Here is a 23,314-nt window from a genome sequence, read left to right as displayed (position 1 = left end):
CTCCTATTAGCCCCTACCCTACTAGCAGCCCAGGCCTTCGCCGCGCAGCCTTTCCGCCAGCAGCGAGTAACGCCGCTTGGTCCGGTCATTGGCTACGGCGGTATGTAAGGCCGCCTTGCTGCCCAAAAGTATCACCCGCTCTTTGGCTCTGGTCACAGCCGTATATAATAAATTGCGCTGCAGCATGACATGATGACCGGGGATGAGCGGCATGACAATGACCGGATACTCGCTGCCCTGACTTTTGTGGACACTCATGGCATAGGCCAGATGCAGTTCGTCCAGGTCATTTTTTTCATACCATACGGCATTGTCAGGGTACCCGACCCTGAGTTTGCCTGGCTCGAGTTCAACAATAAAGCCAATATCGCCATTAAATACATTCTTTTCATAGTTGTTGCGCATTTGCATCACCTTATCGCCCAGGCGGAAGCTATTGCCCGGACCACTCAGGCCGGGTTTGTCCTCACTGGCCGGATTCAGCGCCTCCTGCAGCAGTTTATTTAAGTTCTCTACCCCGCAGTCCAGCCGGTGCATCGGCGACAGGACCTGTACCTCCCGCCGCACATCAAAGCCTTCTTCGGCCAAACCGTCCCGGCAAAGCGCTACAATGGCCCTCGACACCGCTGCGCTGTCGCCGATTTCCCGAAACTGAAAATCAGCGCTGGCGCTGTAGTCCGGCAGCATTCCCCGGTTAATCCGGTGGGCATTCTGCACAATCATGCTCTCGCCGGCCTGACGGAAGACTTCGGTCAAACGCACCAGGGGAATGGTTAATGAGCGGATAATGTCTTTTAAGACTGAACCAGGACCGACAGCCGGCAATTGATCAATATCCCCCACTAAAATTACCCGGCAGCCATCCGGAACAGCCCGCAGAAAATAGTTCATCAGTGAAATATCCATCATGGACGCTTCATCAATAATAATAACATCGGCATCCAGCGGTTCATCTTCATTGCGGGTAAATCTTGGCGCACTCTCACCGCCGCCGGTGGATTCCAATAAGCGATGAACGGTGACCGCCTCTTTGCCGGTGGCTTCCGTCAGCCGTTTAGCCGCCCGTCCGGTCGGCGCGGCCAGCAATATCTGAAAGCCCTGCGCCTCCAGCACCGCCAGCATTCCTTTGACCACCGTAGTCTTGCCTGTGCCGGGCCCGCCGGTTAAAACCAAAACCCCGTGAGCCAGAGCTGAAATGACTGCTTCCCGCTGACTTTCCCCCAGTACCAGCTGAGCGGCGCTTTCCCATCCGGCGACAGCAGCCGGAAAATCGCAGTCCGGTACCAATTTGGCCTTATCCTTCAGCTTAAGCAGACGCTGCGCTACATTTTTCTCGGCATAATATAAGTGACGGGGATAAATCAGGGTCATGCCATGAAGGTCTTCTACGCATAATTTTTCCTCTTTCAGCAGCGCTTTAAGTCTGGCGGCTACTTCATTCCGGTCGGTCAGGAGCAGTTTAGCGGTTTGTTCGACCAGCGCTTCTTCGGGAACACAACAATGACCGGCCTGCGCAATTTGCAGCAGGGCAAAATTAACCCCGGCAGCCAGCCGGTCGGGATGATTGCGTTCCAACCCCAGCGACATGGCAATCTGATCGGCTGTTCTAAAGCCAATACCGGTTACTTCCTCCGCCAGCCGGTAGGGGTTTTCCTGTAATACCGCAATGGCAAACGAGCCGTATTGGGCAAAAATCTTACCGGCGTAACCGCCTGACACGCCATTGGTTTCTAAAAACAGCATCAACTCCCGGATTTCGGCCTGCTCAACATAGGCCTCATGGATTGTCTGCGCTTTTTTGCTGCCGATGCCCTCGATTTCCACCAGCCGGTGGGATTTATGCTCGATAACCGCCAGCGTTTCCAGGCCAAAATGCTTAACCAGCCGGGCCGCCATCGCCGGACCGATGCCTTTGATTGCCCCGGAAGCCAAAAAGCGTTCAATGCCTTTTATACTGGTCGGCGCGATCCGCTTGCAGGCGGTGGCCTTGAACTGCTGACCGAATTTCGTATGCTCAACCCATTCACCGCTCAGTTCCAGCTGCTCGCCAATCAGCGGCGCCGGCATGCCGGCCACCACTGTTACTGCGCTGCGGTCCTCACCGGGCTTGAGCTTAAACACAGCAAAACTGCCCTCCGCATTTTGAAACACGATATTTTCAACAATCCCCGCTAAATGCTCCACTCAATTACTCCTTTAATCACGCACGCCCGTGTCTATACTGCTCTAATTCGCAAATAAGCCGGTCAATTCCTCTTTTCATTGGCCGGCGCCTCTTTACATTTTGCAGTGAAATCACTAAAATTATAATGATCATATACTGGACTATACTATATTGGGAAGGAGCTAAACCGATGAGCTACTACAATACCCGGGGTGTATGTTCCAAAGGAATTTCTGTGGAAATTGAAAACGATATTGTCAAAAGCGTCAAATTTGACCGGGGCTGTCCCGGCAACCTCATGGCCATCAGCAAGCTGGTCGAAGGAATGCCGGTCAGCGAGGTCATCAAGCGGTTAAAAGGCATTACCTGCAGCGGCAAGCCGACCTCCTGTCCGGACCAGCTCGCCCGCGCTTTGGAAGAGCTGGTAAAACATCGCTGAACCGCAAAGGACGCAAAGGGGACGCAAAAAACCAAGGCGCGATTATGATCGCGCCCGGGAATTTTTGAGAACCCTTTGTGTACTTTGCGGTTCAACCGGCTGCTTATGTTTTACAATTTAGCGGTGATGGCCTTGCTGAGCTCGTTAATGCTGACCGTCAGCTGATCCAGCCGGCCTTCCATGCGCACCAACAGATAAACCGCGACAGCCATAGCAAAGCCGTAATTTACCGCATAGTCCAGCATTTGTTCCATCCAGCCTGCCTCCTTATCCCTGGATTACGCCAATACGACGGCTTCAGTCGTTTTGATCCGGGCCTCGACGATTTGCGTCAATTCACCGGTTGCGGTGATAAAGATATTCCGGCTGATGATTTCAGCCATCACCGCATCAACGACGGCTTTGGTCAGGCCTTCCTGGGGATCGGCCAAATTCAGGGTAACTTCTTTGCCCGCCGCACTCTGAAAGACCAGTTCCAACGTTTTCGTCATAAGCGCTGCCTCCTTTCTTCTCGGTTGCTGCCGACCGCGTTTTACTGTTCAACCAGTTCGACATCATCAATACGCCCAACAGCGGTAACCGGATACACCTGTAAACCGGCCAAAGCCAGCCCGACGGCATGAATATCGGCATCTGCCGCATCAGCCTTCAGGTTATTGAAGGAGCGCTGCCGGTAAACGGCATTGCCGCTGGTGTTGACTCCGGTTTGCACCTTAATAATTAACCGGGAGCTTTGCGGTATTTTTATCACTGCCATCAGTCATCACCTCCTCTCTGATCATTAATTTACCACCGGCTCCCCTAAACGGCAAAAGCCGGCTGAGCGCAACTCAACGCGCCAGCCGGCTTTACTTATAACGTTATTTGAACCACAGAGGACACAGAGTTCACTGAGGTACTGCTAAATTAATATATCGTACCCTCTGTGTCCTCCGGGTACTCTGTGGTTGATATTATATTTGGGCTACTGCAGTTCCAGCCAGTCATTGTACTTGGCCTCAAGCGCGGCCTGTACCCGCAGATGTTCATCGGCAAGGCTTTGGCTAACCGACGGATCGACATGGCTGGCAGGATCATTGAGCCTGAATTCCAACGCTTTCAGTTCGGCTTCCAGCATGGCGATTTCGCCTTCCAGCCGTTGGGCCAGCTTTTCTTTATCGCCCGCTCTTTGCTGGCGGGGCTTGCTTTTTCTCACCGGCTCAGCGGCCTTGTCCAGCGGTCTTTCCGCCGGTTGAACGGCTTTTTGCGCCGCTTGCCGCCGCTCGCGGTAGTAGCTGTAATTCCCGGCATACTCCACCAGACAGCCGTCAGCCAGCTCCACCACACAGTTGGCAACCTTGTCCAGAAAATAGCGGTCATGCGATACGGCAATAAAGGTTCCGGGAAAGGCCATGATCGCCTCTTCCACCGCCTCTTTCGCCGGAATATCCAAATGATTGGTCGGTTCATCCAATACCAGAAAATTGGCCCCGGTCAGCATCAGCTTTAAAAAAGCCAGCCGCGACTTTTCCCCGCCGCTTAAATCGCGGATAATCTTGAACACCTCGTCGCCGCAGAACAAAAAAGCGCCGAGATAATGTCTGGCCCGTTCCTCACTCAAGCCATATTCCTGCATAATTTCATCAAGCAGCCGGTTGGCGGAGTTAAGTCCTTCGTGCTGCTGGGAAAAATAGCCAAGCCGCACCCGGCTACCCAGTTTGACCCTGCCGGCGGCGGGAGTTAATTCGCCAATCAGCAGCTTGAGCAGGGTTGTTTTGCCAGCCCCGTTGGGGCCAACCAAAGCTATGCCGTCACCGCGCCGGATGAGCAGCGACTGGTGCTCAAAGATCGTCCTGGAACCATACGCCGCCGCCGCGTCCTCCAGTTCAGCCACCCGTTCGGCGCATTCACTGGGCGGATTAAAGGCAAAATAGTTGAATCTGGCACTGCCCGGCGGCAGCACAATCCGCTCCAGCCGCTGCAGTTGTTTTTCCCGGCCCCGGGCCTGCTTGGACTTAATACCGGCCTTATACCGTCTGATATATTCCTCGGTTTGGGCGATTTTTTGCTGCTGTCTGGCGAAGGCGCCGGATAAAGCCGACAGGCGCTCGGCCTTTAAGGCCAGATACCTGGTGTAATTGCCGTGGTAAACAGCAGCTGTACCGTTTTCCAGTTCAAGCATCCGCCCGGCGACTTTATCCAGAAAAAAGCGGTCATGGGAAATAACCAGCACCCCGCCGGGATAACCGGCCAGAAACTCCTCCAGCCACTCAACCATGCCAATGTCCAGGTGGTTGGTGGGTTCGTCCAAAAATAAAAAGTCCGGTTGGCGAATCAGCGCTTTGGCTAAACAAATCCGGGTTTTCTGGCCGCCGGAAAAAGCGGCGACCGAACGCGTTAGATCGGCTTCGGCAAAGCCCAGGCCAAACGCCACCCGCTTGACAGTGCTCTCATAAGCATAGCCGCCGGCGCGTTCAAAACGCTCCACAATAGCCGAGTATTGCTTCATCAGCCCCTCCAGCGCAGCCTCGTCCCGCTCGGCGGCAATCACCTGCTCCAGTTCCTTCATTTCCGCCTGCCAGGCCAGCACATCCCGGAAGGCGACACATAATTCATCATATAAGCAGCCGTTTCCCAAGGCCGCCTCCTGCTCAACATAGCCGATATTGCCGCCGGACGGCAGCCCGATCGTACCGGCGTCAGCCTGCTCCAGCCCCATCAGACAGCGCATCAGGGTCGTCTTACCCGTACCGTTTGCGCCAATCAGCCCAACCTTATCCCCCCGGCGCACCTCAAAGCTGACCCCGCTAAACAAGGTCTCTATCCCAAAGGCCTTCGACAGTCCTTCCACTTTTAACAATGTCATGCTCACCTCAAAAAATAAATGCGATTGAACCACAGAGTACACAGAGGGCACAGAGGTTTACGACTGAGCGATGTTATCGCTCAGGAAAGGTTATTTTATTATTCGTTTGATACCGCTGCGTAAACTTGTCACATTAAAATTGATAATCATACCAACTCTTAGCCCGGTCATTTTTAAGTAGGATAATATCTGCGCCGTATGAATGGCCGCAATTGATTCAACTGCTTTTAGTTCCAGGATAACTTTGTGTTCAATTAAAAAATCAAGCCGTCCCGCTCCCACCGCATAGCCTTTGTAATCGATTGCAACAGGCTTTTGCCTTTCATACGCAATTCCACATATGTTAAATTCCCTAGCCAAAGCTTCCTCATAGATGCTTTCCAAATACCCAGGCCCTAAAATACTATGTACTTCTAAAGCAGCTCCAATAACACGACCAGTTAAACTATCCATACGTTCATCTAACCGCTTATCCATCATTACTCCCCTAAACCCTCTGTGTCCTCCGTGTCCTCTGTGGTTCAATTATACAATAAAAAAAGCGCGATAGCTAATCGCGCTTTATTGCAATAGGTTATTCGATTGTACAGATGGCGTCCGGACGGCGTACCAGGAGAGCTGCTGTTTCCAGTACGCGGAATACATGATTCATGCTGGTCGGACCCATGTAGGCGGTTACCATATCCTGACCCAGGGCGAGATTGAGGTTTTGCGAGCCGGTGGCGACCACTACGGCCTTGGAACCGCCGATGACATTAGAGTAATGAACCCCGCCGGTGATGAGCGCTTTGACCTGATCAAGCTCGAGCATGCCGGTATTGCCAAACACTCTGATCATCCGGCCAAACAGCACGGGGCTTACTACCATGGCATAAGGCCCGTAATGACCAGCCTGACTTAAAGCACCGACTGCCTTGACCACATCGGCCAGAGCGGCGCCGGTTTCATTCCAGTCACTGATCGCTACAGTCTGACGGTCTTTTACAGTAAACAGGCCATCATGCCCCAATTCGACATTGCCGTTAAAAATCAGATGATCTTCCTGCACAGCGACAAAGTTGCCGGCAACGGCGGCAGTGCTTACATCAATCGGCAAGCCCAAATGCCGGTCAGCTTCAACATCCCGCCACATAATTTTAAAATCTTTATACAAAATAGGTAAATTAATCGTCGCCCGCCGGCTGGCTTCAACGACAAATTCTTCATTTTCCCCAACCATATCAATTCCTGTCGGGGATTTTCCGCTAAAGACCGAGTAAGGAATGCTATACACGCCCGAACCAAGCGGTCCCAGGACATCAATGATCCGCCGGGCTACCAAGGTACGGCGGGCAGTGCTGACAACAGCTTCATCAATACGCTGCCATTCGCCTTCATTCAGCGGCGCAGCGTTGCGATCTAAAAAGTCCACAATAAATCCCTCCTAAAAAAACTGGTTACCAGCGGTTATTTTTGACCAAACATGCTGCCCACGGTAGGTACCCGGTTATCCGGCTCCCCGCTGACAACCCGTTCGTCGCCTTCCACCGTGTGGTCTTCCAGGAATTTTTCCCGTTGAATCGCATCAATCCGGGAAATAAGATGCGTAATTTCAGCGACATGTTCTTTCTCGTCGTCGCGGATATGCGCCAGCAGGTCTTTTACTTCAGCATTATCAATATTGTCAATATGCGCCTGGTACTGATTGATTGCCTGTAATTCGCCCATTAAATCCTCACGCAGCCAAATAAGCAGCTGCTCGAGCTGAGAAGCCTGAACACTGTCTGATTCCGGTTTTCCATATGCCACATGCATTCCTCCTTTGTAAATCAACAATCTTACCATTATTCTTAGGATATTATTACCTGTTTCGTCAATAATATTAATTTTCCTGCCGACATTAAACCTACCTGGCGCGTTTAGCAAAATTTTAAAACAAAATTTTCATCATACCTACGGCTTCCCCTACATATACTGGCTAGCGAACACCGGTTCAAAAAGGTGGTGTCAATGTGTCTTACCGTCTGCCTGCTTATGAACACATTGCGGCCATTGTTCCCAGTTATTCGCCGTTTGGCGATCAGTCCGCCATCATCTCCACCGACGGACTGACCTCCGCTGTTGACAACAATGTCCGCACCCTCATCAAACGGCTGGCCCGCAGCTCGTCCACCGATCTGCCGGCCCTCAAAGCCCGCACGGCCAAACTTACCAACCGGGCCATCCTGCAGCCGCTGCTGCTGGCTCCGGGTCTTGTCCTGGTTCCGCTTAAAGTCAGAAAACCAAGAGTAGCCGGCGACACCAGCACCGGCTACGTCAATATGCATGCGGTCACCGGGGTGAAAAGCACGGCAAACAAGCCTTACCGTTCCACCCTGCAGCTGACCGGCGGCGCTGAACTGCCGGTGCTCTGGTCGCCGGCGACAGTGAACAAACAGCTGCAGCACGCCCGCCTGGCGCTACATCATTTGGTACTCAGCCCTGAACTTACCGATAGTCCGGCCAGCTATGCGGCAATTGCCGGAATCGCCACAAAAATCATTGACGTTATCTATGATTTGCTGAACCTGAAACGCGGCCGCTAGTACTGCGCCAATCAGGACTAGCTGCGCTGCCTTACGGCTATTTCCAGACTGTCCCGCTGCAGCAAGCTGCAGACAGTAACCATAAATTCGTCGCAATTCAACCGGTGAACCGTATCCAGCACGTGAATGACAGCGCCCCGGCAGAGCGGAATACCAGCCGCCAGCGACCGGACCGGAGCGACGGCGCTGCAAATTACGATCCCCGGCAGCTCAACAGCCAGCCTGTTTAAAATACTTCCCGTCAGATCGTCCGAGTTGCAATCCACCACCACAACATCACAGTCTGTGCCGGTATCTTCAATTTGCCGGATCAGGTGGCGCAGCATGATCTCGACATCCTGTTCAATATTTTTAACCATAATGAGAAAGGTGACGCTTGGCAGCCGCATTAAACCCGGCCTGAGCAGACAGCCCCACAGCTCCTTAAGCAAACACCAGCTGCCAAACATCGCCAAGGCCACTAAAAAAACGCTGGCGGTATAAGTAAAAACCAAAATATCCACCCCCCTTTACCTGGGATAGAATATTATACGCCGGCCGGCAGCTTCCGGTTACTCTAAAAATACAATCCTGTTTTTCACGGCGTAAATAACCGCCTGCGTCCGGTCACTGACATTGATTTTCCGGAAAATATTGGTCAGATGGTTCTTTACCGTTTTCTCACTCAAAAACAGCTGCTTGGCAATGTCATGATTGCTCAGTCCCTTACAGATTAGTTCCATTACTTCAATTTCGCGGTAGGTTAACCGTTCCTCCTTGCGCCGCTCCAGCATCGAAACAACTTCCTGCTTGCGTTCCTCCCGGCGGTTGATTTCACCAAACAGCCTGGTGGCCAGCGTCGGATAGATAAAGGTTTCACCATCAAAAACGGTCCGGATCGCCTTAACCAGCATGCTTGGTTCAACATCCTTTAACAGATAGCCCGCTGCGCCGGACTTGATCACTTCAATGACATAGTGTTCATCATCATGGATGGTCAATATTAAAACCTTAATTTTTTTGTTGGCGGTACGCAGCTTTTTCGTAACTTCCAGCCCGTTCAGGCGCGGCATGTTGATATCCAGCAACAGGATATCAGGCCTTAACTGCAAGGACAATTCCACCGCCGCTTCACCGTCTTCAGCCTCACCAATAACGGTCAAATCTTTTTCAAATTCTAGTACATTCCTAATTCCTTTGCGCAACAGCATATGATCGTCAGCGATCAGAACATTAATGGGCATTGACCGTTCCCCCCTTTTTATTTCACGATGTGCGCTGTTAAGAAAATGACCACTTCCGATTCGTTCTGCGAATTGCCAACACTGCGGAACAATGCTCCAATCACCGGCAGATCACCTAACAACGGGACCTTGCGCATTGATGAAAATTCATCTTTGCCGATCAGCCCGCCGATCACCATTGTCTCTCCATCCTTAAGCCGTACTTCGGTGCTGGCGGAACGCTTGTTGAATTTATAAGCCTTTAACTCAGGAACATAGGCCGGTGAGCTGACCTCCGTATGTACAGTCGCGGTGATATATCCGTCAGCATTGACCCGCGGCGTATACTTTAAGATAATTCCGGCATTCTTGTACTCAACGGACGCAGTTGTGGCATGATCGGTAATTGTCGTTACCGACACCGGCAGCTCGCCGCCGATATTGATCACCGCTTCACGGCCGTTGATTGTCATAATCTTCGGTTTAGCCAAAACACTGGCCTTACCCTCAGTCACCAGGGCATTAATCTTAAATTGATAGTACATTTCATAAGAAAAACCCTCCGGCGTACGGCCAAACTGAATGATTCCCGGTATGTTATCATTGTCGGCCGTTGTTTTTCGCTCAACCCTCCAGGAGCCGTCATCCTGTTTGCTGTAGTCCGGGTAATTGGGTCCCTTCGACCATTCCCATTCCACGCCCAGACTTTTCGCAGCATCACGATTGATTGCTAAAACCTGGGCCTCCAGCACAACCTGCTGGCAGGGAATGTCAATGGCGGCCAGTACCTGGCGAATCTGATCCGTTTCGCCCGGCGTACCTGAAAAGATGAGAGAATTGGTCGCCGCATCCACCTTTAACCGGTGGGAAAGCGCCGCCCCGGCGGAGGCGGGCTGACGGGCCAGCACCACGCCCAGCAGCCCCGCTGCCTCGGCAGCCTCAGCATACTGCAGCCGGAAGATGGCAATTTCACCAAAGCCGCGCTGCAGCTGTTCCGGGCTGCCGACAATGATGATATCGCCTAAGCGCTGATAGCTGAGGCCTTTGGTTTTCGTGACAATATCCAGCGCTGTGGCAAAGGGAACAGCATTCAGCCGGACGGTGATTTTACCGCTTACCGTATCATCAGCCACAATGCTGACGCCGCCGACAGCAGCCAAAGCGGTCAGTACATCCCGCACCTCGCCATTGGTTACATTCATATTCACCAGGGAACCGGCTGCTGACGCCGAAGTCAGCAGCAGTGTAATAATCAGCAGCAGTAAGCCCGTCTTTCTTGCCATCATACCCTTATCACCTTCCCAGTGTAAGCGTCAGATTCCCGTCAGGACCGGTCAGGATAACGGAATGATCCGAAACTGCTGCCAGCAGAAACGGCCCGACCTGCTCCCCGGCCTGATAAGCGCGGCTTGCGGACTGATACTCAAGGATGGCCAGGCGTTTTGAATTGCCGGACACCACCCCGGTTAATACCGGCGGGACAGTTTCAGCCGTTTGGAGCCCGGCTGCCGGCTGCCGGGCAGTATTTACCGGCAGTGTTGGTCTTTGATAAGCCGCCGGTACGGCAAACGGGTCTTTTAGCACAGCTTCCCGCCGGAAACCCCGGGGCATCACCGGCTGCGACACCGCCAGGCCGGACCGGGCCGGTACGGAAGCGCTGGAAACCTGATGGCTGTCCGACTCTCCGGCAGCAGCAAAAAAGTTTACTGCCGCCAGCAGCAGCGCCGCTGCGCCGACAATGACCAAAGCCTTCTGCCGCGGCGGCAATTTGGCGCAGAACTCCCTAATATTCACAGTCATTGAACCAACTACCGCCCTTTTTCATCAATACTTTCTAAACTTCTACATAAATACAAAAAAATCCTGTCAGGAATTGGCAGGATTTACAGGAGAAAGCATTATCTTTTGGACGTCAGTTTTAACTGCTTCAGGCTGGGTCCCATCAAGCGCTTATAGGCTTCAACTCCGGGCTGATCAAACGCGTCCACGTTGGCCAGTTCCCCCTCATAAGCGACCGACAAGGCCAGCATATACAACAGCTGCCCCAAATAAAAAGCGCTGAGACGCGGCAAAACAATTGTCGCGTTAAAGCGGCAATCCCGCGCCAAAGCCTCGGCATTGGCGGACCGGGCAACTTCCAGCGCGGCGCTCATGCCGATCCCCGCAAGTGCGGAAAGACCTGCGGCCTTAGGAAAAGCATCCGGTATCACCGGATCATTATTCCACTCGCCAATCGCCACAAACTGGATTACTTTATCTCTGGGGCCGTCCTGATGCAATTGGGTCTGGGCATGCATGTCGGTAGTTCCGACAGCAACGACCGGCGTGCGGCCATAGAATTTCAGGCCGCCATCCTTATCAAACCGTTTGCCCAGCGATTCGGCCAGCAGCTGAACATACCATTCGGCCACTGACTTTAAATAATCGGCATAGGGCATAAAAACTTCACAGCTCCGCCCGTATTTCACTGCTGAGATATATTTTAACGCCGCATTCAGCAGGGCCGGGTTACGCCACAGTTCCCCGGACTGGCAGGCTTCATCCATCGACCGGGCTCCGGCCAGGAACTGATCAATATCAAAGCCGATGCAGGCAGCTGTGATTAAGCCAACTTCGGAAAAAACGCTGAACCGTCCGCCGACGCCATCCGGGACCTGGAACGCCGGCCAGTCATACTCAGCCGCCAGCCGGCCCAGCAATGAAGGCGCCCCGCCGGCAGCCGGCCCGGTTACGGCAACTACTTCCACGCTAATCTGCGGCAGCTGTTGCAAAGCTTCATAAATAACCATAAAAGCGGCCATGGTATCCAAGGTTGCGCCTGATTTGGAAATAACAATCAGCATCACCCGGTAAGGCCTGGTGGTTAAATCATACAAGGAACAGGCGGCATCGGCCTGCAGCTGCTCGATGATCTCGGTAGTCCGCCGCGGATCGATATTATTGCCGCTAAAATACAGTTTGGGATAACCCCGACGGGCCTCAGTGCTTTTGCTGTTCCAAAACTCGCCGCAATGAACATCAAACAATACCTTGTTGCCGAGATAAGAACCGCCAATACCAAAAGAGATCACCGCATCCACCTGGTTGCGCACCGTTTGGCCAAACTGCTTTAAGCGGTTGATCGATTCCGGTGAATTCAGGTTGCCGGTCTTCACATAGGGCAGCTCGGTAAATAAGACCTTTTCCGGACTGCCGTCTTTTGATACATGGCCCCGCACTTCGCCATTCAGCCGCATCTCAGCCACAGCCTGATGAGACCTGGCCAGTTTCGCCGCTACATCAGCCAGATCGGCATCGGTTACCTTGGTATCGCCATACAGATTGGTATAATCGAAGGTAATTCCCGAATCCAGCACAACTTTGGCCTTATTCTTATCCATCCGCACACCTCCAAATGAATGATTCTTTTTATTACTATTCATCTGCAATCATTGGTTTCCCTGCCGGTGAAGTCAAAATATTCGCATAACCCCCGCCAGACTCCGCTGCTCTCCTCTATGTATATGAGCAGTTACATAAGAATATGCCTTTGGTCTGAAATCAACGAAAAAACCGCGCCTGTCCAGGCGCGGCGCTTGCTAGATTTGTTTGGCTTCTTTCTCCGGCCACTCATCGGTGACAGCCGCTGCGGCCTGTTCATTGCCAACAAGCGGACCAACCGTTTTGAGCAGATATTTCAAAAAAGCCTCTCGCAGATCCGGCCGTTTTAAAGCATATTCCACGGTTGCTTCAAGATAGCCCTGCTTATCGCCGACATCATAACGGCGGCCATAAAAATGATAGGCATACACCGGACTGACGGCAGCCAAACGGCACAAAGCGTCAGTCAGCTGAATTTCCCCGCCCAGCCCCGGCTCAGTCTGTTCCAATAACGGAAAAATATCCGGTTCAATGATATACCGGCCCAAGACCGCCAGGAGCGAAGGCGCTTCATCCACCGCAGGCTTTTCAACTAAATTAACGGCCTGCCATAAGTTATGCTTGACAGGCTTAGGATTCACAATTCCATAACTGGCTACTTTGGCCTTAGGAACCTCCTGAACCCCCAAAATAGTGCCAGGGTAATCCTCATAGACATCAATCAGCTGCTTCAGGCAGGGCACAGCAGCATCCACAATATCATCACCCAGCAACACGGCGAACGGGTCATTGCCGACAAACTGTTTGGCGCAAAGCACCGCATGCCCGAGTCCCTTGGCCTCCTTTTGCCGTACATAGTGAATGGTTACTTTGGATATTTCCTCCACTAGCCCCAGAAGGTCGTATTTCCCCTGTTTTTTAAGCTGCAACTCCAACTCCACCGAGCGGTCAAAATGATCCTCAATCGCCCGCTTGTTGCGGCCGGTGATGATTAAAATCTCTTCAATACCGGACTGGATGGCTTCCTCCACAATATACTGGATGGCCGGCTTATCAACAATTGGCAGCATTTCCTTGGGCTGCGCCTTGGTTGCCGGCAGAAACCTCGTCCCCAGGCCGGCCGCGGGAATAATGGCCTTGCGTATTTTCTGACTTTTACTCATTGCTCAAATCCTTTCCAGCGATAATGAACTGCTTGCCCAACTCCGGGGCCGCCGCCAAATCGGCTAGCATCATCATGTTCAATGGCCTTGCACGCCAGAAAGGATATACCGCCGCCATCCTGTCCAACATTTTCGCAAGTTCATCAACCGGTTCCCGGCTTGCCGTATTGGCTGCCAGCCCATCCAGCCTGGCAGCGGTATCTTCGAGCTTCCGTTTATTTAACAGCCTTGAGCTGATAAATCTCCACTTCCTGATTGAACAGTTTGGAATTGACAATTTCAAATTTGGTATCAAGACGTTTAATATCTTCCTTTGTCGCCAGATCAGTCAGAGCCTCTTTGCTCAACGAATTTACCGTTAAACCGTCAACTTTGGCATTCACCATCTCTACATTATGCATCAGCGCCTGAAGCAAAGCCGTATTCTCAGTGAGCTGGCCTTTGCAATTGCCGACCTCTTCCCGCAAAGACTGCTGACCCTGTTTAAGACCCGCAACCACTTGCTGTAATTCAGTCTGGCCGGCTGCCAGCTTGTGCTGACTGTGTTGCAGTTCTTGCTGCCCGCTCTTTAGACTGCCAACATCTACTTTTAAAAAGTTAACATCCTCTTTAAGACCGTTAACATCTTTCTTGAGGCTGCCAACATCCTCTTTTAAGCCACTAACATCTTCTTTGAGACCGCCAACATCCCCTTTGAGACCGTTAACATCTTCTTTGAGACCGTTAACATCTTCTTTGAGACCGTTAACATCTCCCTTAAGACCGCCAACATCCTCTTTGAGGCCGTTAACATCTCCCTTAAGACCGCTAACATCTTCTTGCAGCTTTTGCTGCCCCTGTTCCATGCGCTCAAGGCGATTAATCACCTGCTGTAACAATTTTTCCATCAGCCGCTCACTCTCCTTACCGCTATTCTAACATGGTTTTGCTTGCAGCTACAACATGAAATCAGGCCAGCCGCGTATGGCTAGCAACGGAAAACCCGGCTTGCGTCGGGCCTTAACGGCAGAAAAGCAGCCAGCATACCATTTCAAACCGTACACCGGACCTGTCTCCGCGTCATGCCCGACTAATGGATTAAATATGTATTTTGTCCCAAAATTGAGAAACCTTTACTGTTATTTGGAGGTTTTTTCAAGAAATATGTGGAAATATAGCACGTAAAGCTTAAATTTCTTTACAACTATATAATTAGGAGATGACTAGCCGATGAAGACAGCACGTATTTGCACTCTATCCATGATTTTATTTTTCGTATTCTGCGTATCACAAGTGATCAATCCCCTGGCTGCAGAAGCTGCAAAAAAACGTATTGGAGTAGTGTCTTTCGAAAACGCCTCACAAGTTTCCGATTATACGATGGGACGGGGCATATCGGATATTCTGATTGCTGAACTTGTACAAAACAAAAACTATGAAGTAGTAGAAAGAAACAGGCTGGATGCACTTTTGAAGGAACAAGTACGCGGCGCCAGCGGTATTATTGATGGACAATCAGCTGCACAGATTGGCAAGCTGTTAGGATTAGACTACCTGGTAACCGGCACTATAGTGGAAGCAGGCGTTGAGCAGGATTTTTTTTCAACTAAAGCCAAAGTCGTAGTATCGGTACGAATGATCGACGCCCAAACCGGAACGATAATTTTCGCCGATCAGACAGTAGGCAAAAAATCGGCCGCCTTTTCGGGGAATAACAGCAATCCCCGCTTGGATCCTTCTGTATTTACGGCAGCGGCTCGCAGAGCCATTGAGGCAATTGCCTTTAAAATAAATGAGATTAATCCGTTAGAAGGCATAGTAATCTTAGTCCAGGGCGATAAAGTAATGATTGATCTTGGCCGTGAGCATGGTGTGGAAGCCGGTCAAACCTACCTCATCATGCGTGAAGGAAATCCCATCTACCACCCGCTTACCGGTGCTCTTGTGGCGATAGAAAAAACTGATCTGGCTTCATTTACGATCACCGGCGCCGAAGCAACTACTGCGACAGGGAAACTTAAAGAATCGGCAGCGAAAGCCATAAAACCGGGAGATAAAGTAAGAAGAATCAAATAAATTAAAGTTAGTGGTGAGTGAATTGAAGCAAAAGTTTATGATGTTGCTGGTAATTATGCTGTTGACAGGGCTGCTTGCCTCCACAGCAATGGCCAAAGAAGTTTCCGTACAGGGATTTGGACTAAACCGTGAGGAAGCGATTAATGACGCGCTCCGTAATGCAGTGGAGCAAACCGTTGGAACCTTAGTAAGCGCCGAAACACTCGTAAAAAACATGCGTATGGTCAAAGACGAAATCTATACTAATTCCAAAGGATATGTGAACGGATTCGAAATTCTTAGTGAAAACCGTAGTTTCGATGGCACTACAGTTACAATTAAAGCAAATGTTGACACCACCCCAAACTCCGCGCTGGTTTCCCAACTGCAGCGCCTTAATTTGATCAAACACAGCCTGCAAGACCCCAGGATTGCGGTTATCATTCCCGAATTCCACCTGACGGCCAGGATTCCCGATCCGGCAGGAGAAACTGCTGTCATTCGCAAGTTAACCGAGGCCGGCTTTTCCCGTGTTGTTGATCCACAACAAATACAGGCAATTCGTTACACAAATGTCATTAAATCACTAACCCGCGGCGAAACTAGTGAAGCAATTGCACTGGCAACCAGCTACAATGTCGATTACTTATTGGTGGGAGAAGCATTCAGCGAGTATGCAGGCAACATTGGAAATAGCGGCATGCACTCCTGCCGGGCCCGGGTAGAAGCAAAATTAATTAAAGCCGACACCGGTGAAATTGTCGCAGCCCAGGGGTTTCATGCAGGCGGGGCCGACATTACCGAATTTACGGCTGCCAAAAAAGCACTGAACAATGCCGGCGAACTTATGGGTGACTACATGATAGAGAAACTGCTGGCCTATGCCGGTAGTACTGAAACAGGGATACAGCTAACGGTTTTTCATGCGACCAGTTTTTCCAAAATCTCTCTGCTGATAAAAGAACTGGAACACATAAAGGGAGTTAAAAAAGCCTATATCCGTGATTATAATAATGGAACGGCTAAAATCGATCTGGACTACACCGGAACTCCCCTTACACTAGCCAATGCTTTGAAACAAATCAGCTTACCAGGTTTAGCAATTACAGCTGTATCAAACAGTGCAATTCACGTATCAATAGTATATTGACACACTCTAAAAAATGGAGGCTAAAATGATGCAGAAAAAACAGTTTGTACTTACAGGGCTTCTAACCTTCATGATTATGCTATTCCCGCTCCTAACAGGGGCTGCAACTGTAAATATCACAGTCAATGAGACAAGCCCTGCCGTTGACACATTTGGTGTCAGTCCTGCCACCGGTAGTGGCGCTTATATTGACTGGAGCCAAAAAGTAATCATTGCCAAAGGCATCGGTGCACCTGCTGAAGGAAGTAAAAGTCCGGTCTTAAGAAAAGGCCAGGCCCTTACTGCCGCCAAAGTAGTTGCCCAAAGAAATTTGTTAGAAGCCATTCAAGGCGCTAATGTATTATCTACAACAATTATTCATAATAATCAGTTGATTAAAGACGAAATTATCACTTCTGTTCAAGGTGTTATTAAAGGCGCAATTGAAATTGACCGTAAGGATTTGGGCGGCGATATCTGGGAAGTCACCCTGGCTATCCCAATGTACCCGAATGTTTCCCAAGCCGTAATCGGTACAATTACGGAACACACGCCCCGTCAGCCACTGCCGGTTCCCAGTTCTGACGCTGTAAGGCCAGCTGCCCCCGGCGAAACCGCCTCCGGCTCATCTCCGGCAGACTATACAGGTTTGGTTGTTGAAACCGCCGGCTTGCCGTTAAACCGTACCTTCTCCCCGGTTATTTATGACGACACCGGGCGGGCAATCTATGGCCATATGAATATTGACCCCCAGTTTGCAATTTCTTATGGTATGGTTGACTATGCCGCCACAGCAGAAGATATTTACCAGGTAGATGCCGGTCTTTCGCGTGCCGGAAAAAAACCATTGATCATAAAAGCTTGGGGACTGCGTGATAATGACAATAATCTAATTATCAGCAAGGCCGATGCCGACCGGCTGCTTGCCGCCAATACCCAGAGCGGCGATTTCTTGTCCAAATGCAACGTTGTTTTTAAGCAGTAACTAAACTGCAAATGACGAGCCCGCCACAAGAGTACAATTGAACCTATTCACGTTTCGGCGCGGTGATTCAGCATCCTTAAATTAAAAAGAGCTGTAAAAAGAGCAAAACTTGAGTATCAGGATACTTCAGGTTCTGCTCTTTTTTGCCATTAGGCAATTCACGTAGAAAGCCTGCCGCTTATCAGTCCACCTGGTCAATGACTCTAAACCCGCGTCTCCCGAATCAAGGCCAGCAGCTCGGCCGTCTTTTCCCGCATCAGCCGTTCATCGCAGCGTGATTCCACATTCAAGCGCAATACCGGTTCGGTGTTGGACATGCGGACATTAAACCGCCAGTCGGCCAATTCAATACTGACCCCGTCGGTGTAATCAACAACCAGCGCCGCCGGGGCATAAATTTCTTCCAGCTTCCTGATCACTGCGGCGGGTTCCGCTACCTGACGGTTGATTTCGCCGCTGACCGGATAGCAGGCTACCCTTTCCCGCAGCAATTGAGAAAGCGGTTTGCCGGACAGGCTCACGATCTCCAGTACCAGCAGCCAGGGAATCATACCGCTGTCGCAATAGGCAAAATCGCGGAAATAGTGATGGGCCGACATCTCCCCGCCATATACGGCATCCTCCCGGCGCAGCCGTTCCTTCATAAACGCATGACCGGTTTTGTTCTGAATGGGAATACCGCCCGCCTTGGTGACAACCTCAATCGTGTTCCAGGTCAGACGGGGATCATGAACGATTTTCGCGCCGGGATGTTTGCGTAAAAAAGCCTGCGCCAGAAAACCCACCAGATAATAGCCCTCAATGAAAGCGCCGGTTTCATCAAATAAGAAGCAGCGGTCAAAATCGCCGTCCCAGGCAATTCCAATATCGGCTCCCGTTTCACGCACCACTTTAGCCGTAGCTTCCCGGTTCTCGACCAGCAAAGGGTTGGGAATGCCATTGGGAAAATTGCCGTCAGGCTCATGATTGACTTTAACAAAAGTAAAGGGCAGCTGCCGCTCCAAAGCGTCAATGACCGGTCCGGCCGCGCCATTGCCGGCATTGACCACCACTTTCAGCGGCTTTAACGCCGCCTTGTCCACATACCCCAGCAAATGCCGGATATATTCCGGCAGGATCTCCCGGCGGCTGACCTGGCCTGCCGCCGTGGGTACCGTGGGAAACGCCCCGGCAATCACCGCTTCCTCCAGTTCCTTCAGCCCGCTGTCGCCGCTGACCGGCCGGGCCCCGGCCTGGACCAGCTTCATGCCGTTATACTCCTGCGGATTATGACTGGCAGTGATCATTATGCCGCCATCTAACTGCCAGTGAGCGGTTGCAAAATAAATTTGCTCTGTGCCGCATACCCCAATATCAACAACATCACAGCCCGCTTCGGTCAGGCCTCTGACCAAAGCCGCCCGCAGCAGCGGGCCGGACAGTCGGATATCATGACCGACAGCCACTTTTCCGGCCTTGAAAATAGCCACAAACGCCCGGCCAATCCGGTAAGCCATTTCCTCATTGAGTTCTTCCGGCACCTTGCCGCGAATATCATAAGCCTTAAAGGCATTGCGTAACAATTGCATCTCCACGCTCCTATACCCGCCCGTAAATATCATCAAACCGGACAATATCGTCTTCTTCCAGATAGCTGCCGTTTTGCACCTCAATGATCTCCAACGGTATCCGGCCCGGATTCTCCAGCCGGTGCCTGGTCGACTGCGGCACAAACACACTCTCGTTTTCATGCACCATTTTCTCTTCTTCGCCAATGGTCACTCTGGCCGCGCCCCCGGTTACAATCCAGTGCTCGCTGCGATGATAATGCAGCTGCAGACTCAAGCGCTGGCCCGGGCTGACCGTAATCTTTTTCATCTTATAGCCCGGACCCTCGCCCAATACCGTATAACTGCCCCACGGGCGATACATAGTGGTGTTTTCATTGGCTTCCTTGCGTCCCTGCTGCCTAAGTTTTTCGACCAGAGCTTTTACCTTTTGCGACTCGCCTTTCTTGGCCACCAAAATCACATCGTCGGTCTCCACCACCAGCAGGTCTTCCAGCCCAATGCCCGCAATCAGGCGGCTGCGGCCCAGCATCAGGGTATTGGAACAATCAACCGGCATACAATCACCGTGTACGGCATTGCCCTGCTCATCTTTGTCCAGAACCTCATAAATGGCATCCCAGGAACCAATATCATTCCAATAGGAAGTGAGCGGTACGGTTACCACATTGTTTGATTTTTCCGCCACCGCATAGTCGATGGAAATATTCGGCAGGGCGGCGAAATCAGCCAGCAGTCCGGCATAGCCGCCTGCGGCCAGCTCAGCTATTTCCGGCTGATAGCTGGCCAATTCCTGCATAATGCAATCAATGGAAAACGCAAACATGCCGGAGTTCCAAAAATAGTTCCCGGCGGCCAGATACTTTTCGGCAGTCGCCCGGTCAGGCTTTTCCTGAAAAGCCTGCACCACATAACCGCCCTGGCAGGCTGACCCGGCCTGAATATAACCATAACCGGTTTCCGGTTTATCCGGCTTGATTCCGAATGTAACCAGCTTACCGGCTGCCGCCAGCCCCGCCGCTTTACGCACGGTTTCGATAAAGCTCTTGCTGCCCTGGACAATATGGTCGGAGGGCGTAACCAGCAATACCTCGTCACTATCCAGCTTCAACTCATCCAGGCAATACCGAACGGCCAGGGCAATGGCCGGGGCGGTATTGCGCCCCACCGGTTCCAGTACAATATGCGCCGCCTCAGCCTGACAGGCGGCTAATTCAGCTTTGACATGATGCAAATAACCCTGGTTGGTGATTACCACAATGTCCTCAGGCTTTACCAGCGGCAGAAACCGCTGCACTGTTTGCACCAATAAAGACTGCTCGTTGCCAATATTTAAAAATTGTTTGGGATAACACGTGCGCGACAGCGGAAACAGCCGTGAGCCGCCCCCGCCGGCCAAAATAATAATCTTCATTGGTTAATTCTCCTTTTTCAAGCAGCTCCTTAACCGTTTTGAAGCGCTTTTCCGGAATTTTTGGAGCTTAAGCCAAATATTAATGGGCGCATACGGCTGATAAATGCTGCCTTGTTCATCCGTGGCCACCGAATCAATCAGCATAATGCTATTTGCCTTAAACCACTTTACGACCGTTTCGCCCTCGACCTGCATGCCTTTGGAATTCTTCCAGGCCCGGCCGGACTTGCCGCCGTAGTGATACAGGAGCCGTTCATGATTGCGCACGGCCGCCACCCGATGACCAGCATTCAGCAATTCCGCCTGTAATTTGGTGACAGACCACCACCACTCAAATTCTTCATCCAGCTGGTACGTGTCATATAAATCCCGGTCGATGAGAAAGCAATAGCCGTCGCCCCGGGTATAGGGATAATCGTCACATACCCCGAAAGCGGTCGCCCCGCGCTGATGAAGATCCAGTAACGTTTTTAACCAGGCCTTATGTCTGATCTCCACGTCGGAATTTAATAAAAGAATATACCGGCTATTTGCACTGCACAGTTTGGCGGCAATATTATTGCCCTTAGCAAATAAGGTATTTTGATTTAAGAATACCAATTTATCGATGTAGCCGCTATGCTGCATGTTTGTCAGCAGTTTTTTCGTTTTCAGCCCGGACGCATTGTCTAAAACGATCAGCTCGCAATCCTCAGCGCCCGCTTGTTTGAGCGTCTTCAAAGAGTGCGCGGTATATAACGGGGCATTGTGTACAAGCATGATGATACTAATCACTGTTCATTCTCCTCTAAACTTAAACTGGATTTATTTCTTGCCATAATGCTCTTTTCTAGCGGCAAGTTTTATTGTCCTTTAAGTTCAAAAAGGGAAAGAATGTAATTCCGTGGGATTGCTGGGTTAAAATAACCACCGTACGCTGGCGCCGGCAAAATGATTGGTTTCATCGCTGCCAGCGGTAAAGTTGGCATTATCGATCCGCGCAATGCCAAGCTGGCTGTCCAAAAAGACCTGGTTCCGCAGCTTGGTCTCATATTGCAGCCATAAAGCTTTGACCTTCTGCTGGACCGCCGCATCCCGGTCCTGGGTAAGATAGTTGGCATTGACCGATATCTTGCTGTCCTTGTCCAAATGACGGCCAAACTGAATATAATACTGACTGGCGTTATGGCCCAGCGGATCACCAATGATGTCGCCTTTATAAACATAGCCATTGGTATAGAGCTGATGTCCATACCACCAGTTGCTGGTATGGGCGTACTCCACCTTCATATCCCAGGCGCCGTCCTTATTCAGCCGGGGGACATAAACGCCGACCCGCTCGGCAATTTTGGACGGCAGATAGTTGGCCTGATCTTCGCCATACAGCTCGCCATAAATCTGAATGCCATTCCATTTCGGCACCCGCACTTTAAAGTCCAGCCCGGCAATGTTGTTCCATTTGTCCTCTGCAGCATCGGAATTGCGGCCCAACAGCCAGTCGCCATAATCGCCGCTGCTCAGTCCTTTCCCTTTGCCGCCCAGCATGGACGTAAATGACAAACCGAAAGTAAAGTTTCGCTGCGGCGTAAACGTGCCCCGCAAGCCCACAAACGAAGGGTTGTCCACTTCATTCTCGTTCAACCTGGTCCGGTTGCTTTCCAGCTCGCTATACAGGGCGGTAAAGTTCATGTCACCGAGGAAACGAAAGAAGCCCCGGCTGGTATAAGGCTCAAGGTTGGAAAACTGAATGGAGGTCAGCGGCGTCATGTTATTGCCTAAAATTAAAGAACCAGTCGCGCCATGACCCCAGAAGACCGGGTCTTTACCCACCTGTACGGCAGTGCCGTTAATTCTGGTTTTGATATAGCCGCTGGTCAGAGCGGCGTCGCCCTGCTGATCGTCATCATAGCTAAACCGCGGCTCCAGCGCGACAGCCAGATCTTCACCCAGCTTGCCGGTAATCAGGGCAGAGCCGATGATATTGCCGTCCTGCCCGTAACGATAACCGTTGTTATTGCCATTCAGAGGCTGATAGCCGGCTCGGGGTCCACTACTTGCATTCATACGGTATCGCAGCGAATCACCGTCATAGGTACTCAATTCCAGCCGTACTTCCTTCAGCGCCGGCGACATATCGGACGATTCCCCGGCCAGCACTTGCAGTTCCGGAGCCAGTTCCCGCTCCAGCTCGCTTTTCATGCCCGCCAAAAATCCGGGCAGGGGGCGCTGCTCCACCTCAGCCTGAATTTCGGTCAGCCACTGGGCCATCTGCATCCGGCTGTAAGGCTTGGTGCCATCCGGTATTGACCGGAGATAGCCCAAACCGTCAAACTTTTCGATATAATCATATAACGGGCTGGATAATGGCACATTGGGTGAAACAAAGTCAGACGGCGCAGCCTGGACGCCTGACGACAGGGTTGCGGTCATCAGACCGGCAAGCAACAGCTTTTTCCACAGCATTCTTTCAGCCTCCTCAATATTGTTAC

Annotated in this window: 24 protein-coding genes; 5 read left to right on the top strand and 19 right to left on the bottom strand. The window is 51.4% G+C overall.

What is annotated here, in order from left to right; genetic code table 11:
• Positions 1–21: 21 nt before the first annotated feature.
• The gene (gene recD2 / locus BLR06_RS14430; protein ID WP_092074300.1) at positions 22–2,184 is read right to left on the bottom strand and encodes an SF1B family DNA helicase RecD2; all 2,163 of its coding nucleotides are present in this window, start codon (positions 2,182–2,184) and stop codon (positions 22–24) included.
• A gap of 170 nt (positions 2,185–2,354) precedes the next feature.
• Between recD2 and BLR06_RS14425 the strand changes: the two genes are divergently transcribed.
• Positions 2,355–2,603, top strand: coding sequence for a TIGR03905 family TSCPD domain-containing protein (locus BLR06_RS14425; RefSeq protein ID WP_092074299.1), 249 nt, complete (start codon positions 2,355–2,357; stop codon positions 2,601–2,603).
• A gap of 110 nt (positions 2,604–2,713) precedes the next feature.
• Here the strand turns inward: BLR06_RS14425 and BLR06_RS14420 are convergent, their stop codons facing one another.
• The 7 genes from BLR06_RS14420 to BLR06_RS14390 all read right to left on the bottom strand — a co-directional run bounded on the left by BLR06_RS14420 (position 2,714) and on the right by BLR06_RS14390 (position 7,242).
• Complete coding sequence (locus tag BLR06_RS14420) at positions 2,714–2,857, bottom strand: YvrJ family protein (RefSeq protein WP_092074298.1); 144 nt, start codon at positions 2,855–2,857, stop codon at positions 2,714–2,716.
• A 24-nt stretch (positions 2,858–2,881) separates the two neighbouring features.
• Positions 2,882–3,094 carry a DUF2922 domain-containing protein gene (locus BLR06_RS14415; protein WP_092074297.1) on the bottom strand — a complete coding sequence of 71 codons (213 nt, stop codon included), beginning with the start codon at positions 3,092–3,094 and terminating at the stop codon, positions 2,882–2,884.
• Positions 3,095–3,135: 41 nt separating this feature from the next.
• Positions 3,136–3,360: a DUF1659 domain-containing protein gene (locus BLR06_RS14410; RefSeq protein WP_092074296.1), complete on the bottom strand. Its 225-nt coding sequence runs from the start codon at positions 3,358–3,360 to the stop codon at positions 3,136–3,138.
• 207 nt (positions 3,361–3,567) lie between these two features.
• A complete protein-coding gene (locus BLR06_RS14405; protein ID WP_092074295.1) occupies positions 3,568–5,448 on the bottom strand; it encodes an ABC-F family ATP-binding cassette domain-containing protein in 1,881 nt (626 codons plus the stop codon).
• A 90-nt stretch (positions 5,449–5,538) separates the two neighbouring features.
• The gene (locus BLR06_RS14400) at positions 5,539–5,928 is read right to left on the bottom strand and encodes a GxxExxY protein (RefSeq protein WP_245698164.1); all 390 of its coding nucleotides are present in this window, start codon (positions 5,926–5,928) and stop codon (positions 5,539–5,541) included.
• 94 nt (positions 5,929–6,022) lie between these two features.
• Positions 6,023–6,859 (bottom strand): family 1 encapsulin nanocompartment shell protein, encoded by an 837-nt coding sequence (locus BLR06_RS14395; protein WP_092074293.1) that lies wholly within the window; start codon positions 6,857–6,859, stop codon positions 6,023–6,025.
• 35 nt (positions 6,860–6,894) lie between these two features.
• Positions 6,895–7,242, bottom strand: coding sequence for a ferritin-like domain-containing protein (locus BLR06_RS14390; protein WP_092074292.1), 348 nt, complete (start codon positions 7,240–7,242; stop codon positions 6,895–6,897).
• A 197-nt stretch (positions 7,243–7,439) separates the two neighbouring features.
• Between BLR06_RS14390 and BLR06_RS14385 the strand changes: the two genes are divergently transcribed.
• Entirely contained in the window at positions 7,440–8,012 is a 573-nt protein-coding gene (locus BLR06_RS14385) for a hypothetical protein (protein WP_092074291.1), read from the top strand.
• A gap of 17 nt (positions 8,013–8,029) precedes the next feature.
• Here BLR06_RS14385 and BLR06_RS14380 read toward each other — a convergent pair whose 3' ends face one another.
• From BLR06_RS14380 to BLR06_RS19590, 7 genes are all read right to left on the bottom strand, one after another.
• Entirely contained in the window at positions 8,030–8,506 is a 477-nt protein-coding gene (locus BLR06_RS14380) for a glycosyltransferase family 2 protein (RefSeq protein WP_092074290.1), read from the bottom strand.
• Between the two features lie 57 nt (positions 8,507–8,563).
• On the bottom strand, positions 8,564–9,235 hold the full coding sequence (locus tag BLR06_RS14375) for a response regulator (RefSeq protein ID WP_092074289.1): 672 nt from the start codon (positions 9,233–9,235) through the stop codon (positions 8,564–8,566).
• A gap of 17 nt (positions 9,236–9,252) precedes the next feature.
• Positions 9,253–10,500, bottom strand: a complete 1,248-nt coding sequence (locus BLR06_RS14370; RefSeq protein ID WP_092074288.1) for a secretin N-terminal domain-containing protein — start codon at positions 10,498–10,500, stop codon at positions 9,253–9,255.
• Between the two features lie 7 nt (positions 10,501–10,507).
• Positions 10,508–11,014: a hypothetical protein gene (locus BLR06_RS14365; RefSeq protein WP_092074287.1), complete on the bottom strand. Its 507-nt coding sequence runs from the start codon at positions 11,012–11,014 to the stop codon at positions 10,508–10,510.
• Positions 11,015–11,112: 98 nt separating this feature from the next.
• Positions 11,113–12,594 (bottom strand): glucose-6-phosphate isomerase, encoded by a 1,482-nt coding sequence (locus tag BLR06_RS14360; protein WP_092074286.1) that lies wholly within the window; start codon positions 12,592–12,594, stop codon positions 11,113–11,115.
• A 198-nt stretch (positions 12,595–12,792) separates the two neighbouring features.
• The gene (galU, locus tag BLR06_RS14355) at positions 12,793–13,737 is read right to left on the bottom strand and encodes a UTP--glucose-1-phosphate uridylyltransferase GalU (RefSeq protein ID WP_092074285.1); all 945 of its coding nucleotides are present in this window, start codon (positions 13,735–13,737) and stop codon (positions 12,793–12,795) included.
• A gap of 215 nt (positions 13,738–13,952) precedes the next feature.
• Complete coding sequence (locus tag BLR06_RS19590; RefSeq protein WP_173812955.1) at positions 13,953–14,624, bottom strand: hypothetical protein; 672 nt, start codon at positions 14,622–14,624, stop codon at positions 13,953–13,955.
• Between the two features lie 322 nt (positions 14,625–14,946).
• On the opposite strand from BLR06_RS19590, the gene BLR06_RS14340 reads away from it, so the two are divergent.
• The 3 genes from BLR06_RS14340 to BLR06_RS14330 all read left to right on the top strand — a co-directional run bounded on the left by BLR06_RS14340 (position 14,947) and on the right by BLR06_RS14330 (position 17,885).
• On the top strand, positions 14,947–15,792 hold the full coding sequence (locus BLR06_RS14340) for a CsgG/HfaB family protein (RefSeq protein ID WP_092074283.1): 846 nt from the start codon (positions 14,947–14,949) through the stop codon (positions 15,790–15,792).
• An 88-nt stretch (positions 15,793–15,880) separates the two neighbouring features.
• A complete protein-coding gene (locus BLR06_RS14335) occupies positions 15,881–16,921 on the top strand; it encodes a hypothetical protein (RefSeq protein ID WP_139164502.1) in 1,041 nt (346 codons plus the stop codon).
• Positions 16,922–16,946: 25 nt separating this feature from the next.
• On the top strand, positions 16,947–17,885 hold the full coding sequence (locus BLR06_RS14330; protein ID WP_139164501.1) for a hypothetical protein: 939 nt from the start codon (positions 16,947–16,949) through the stop codon (positions 17,883–17,885).
• A gap of 203 nt (positions 17,886–18,088) precedes the next feature.
• On the opposite strand, the gene BLR06_RS14325 is transcribed toward BLR06_RS14330, so the two are convergent.
• The 4 genes from BLR06_RS14325 to BLR06_RS14310 all read right to left on the bottom strand — a co-directional run bounded on the left by BLR06_RS14325 (position 18,089) and on the right by BLR06_RS14310 (position 23,288).
• Positions 18,089–19,453: a phosphohexomutase domain-containing protein gene (locus BLR06_RS14325; RefSeq protein WP_092074280.1), complete on the bottom strand. Its 1,365-nt coding sequence runs from the start codon at positions 19,451–19,453 to the stop codon at positions 18,089–18,091.
• Between the two features lie 10 nt (positions 19,454–19,463).
• Positions 19,464–20,846 (bottom strand): mannose-1-phosphate guanylyltransferase/mannose-6-phosphate isomerase, encoded by a 1,383-nt coding sequence (locus tag BLR06_RS14320; RefSeq protein WP_092074279.1) that lies wholly within the window; start codon positions 20,844–20,846, stop codon positions 19,464–19,466.
• Positions 20,847–20,849: 3 nt separating this feature from the next.
• Positions 20,850–21,620, bottom strand: coding sequence for a glycosyltransferase family 2 protein (locus BLR06_RS14315; protein ID WP_092074278.1), 771 nt, complete (start codon positions 21,618–21,620; stop codon positions 20,850–20,852).
• 123 nt (positions 21,621–21,743) lie between these two features.
• The gene (locus BLR06_RS14310) at positions 21,744–23,288 is read right to left on the bottom strand and encodes a capsule assembly Wzi family protein (protein ID WP_092074277.1); all 1,545 of its coding nucleotides are present in this window, start codon (positions 23,286–23,288) and stop codon (positions 21,744–21,746) included.
• Between the last annotated feature and the right edge of the window lie 26 nt (positions 23,289–23,314).

Source organism: Dendrosporobacter quercicolus, assembly GCF_900104455.1.
Taxonomy (GTDB): Bacteria; Bacillota; Negativicutes; order DSM-1736; family Dendrosporobacteraceae; genus Dendrosporobacter; species Dendrosporobacter quercicolus.
Note: the sequence above shows the minus strand (reverse complement) of the source record. Positions and strands in the feature narration are given on the sequence as shown.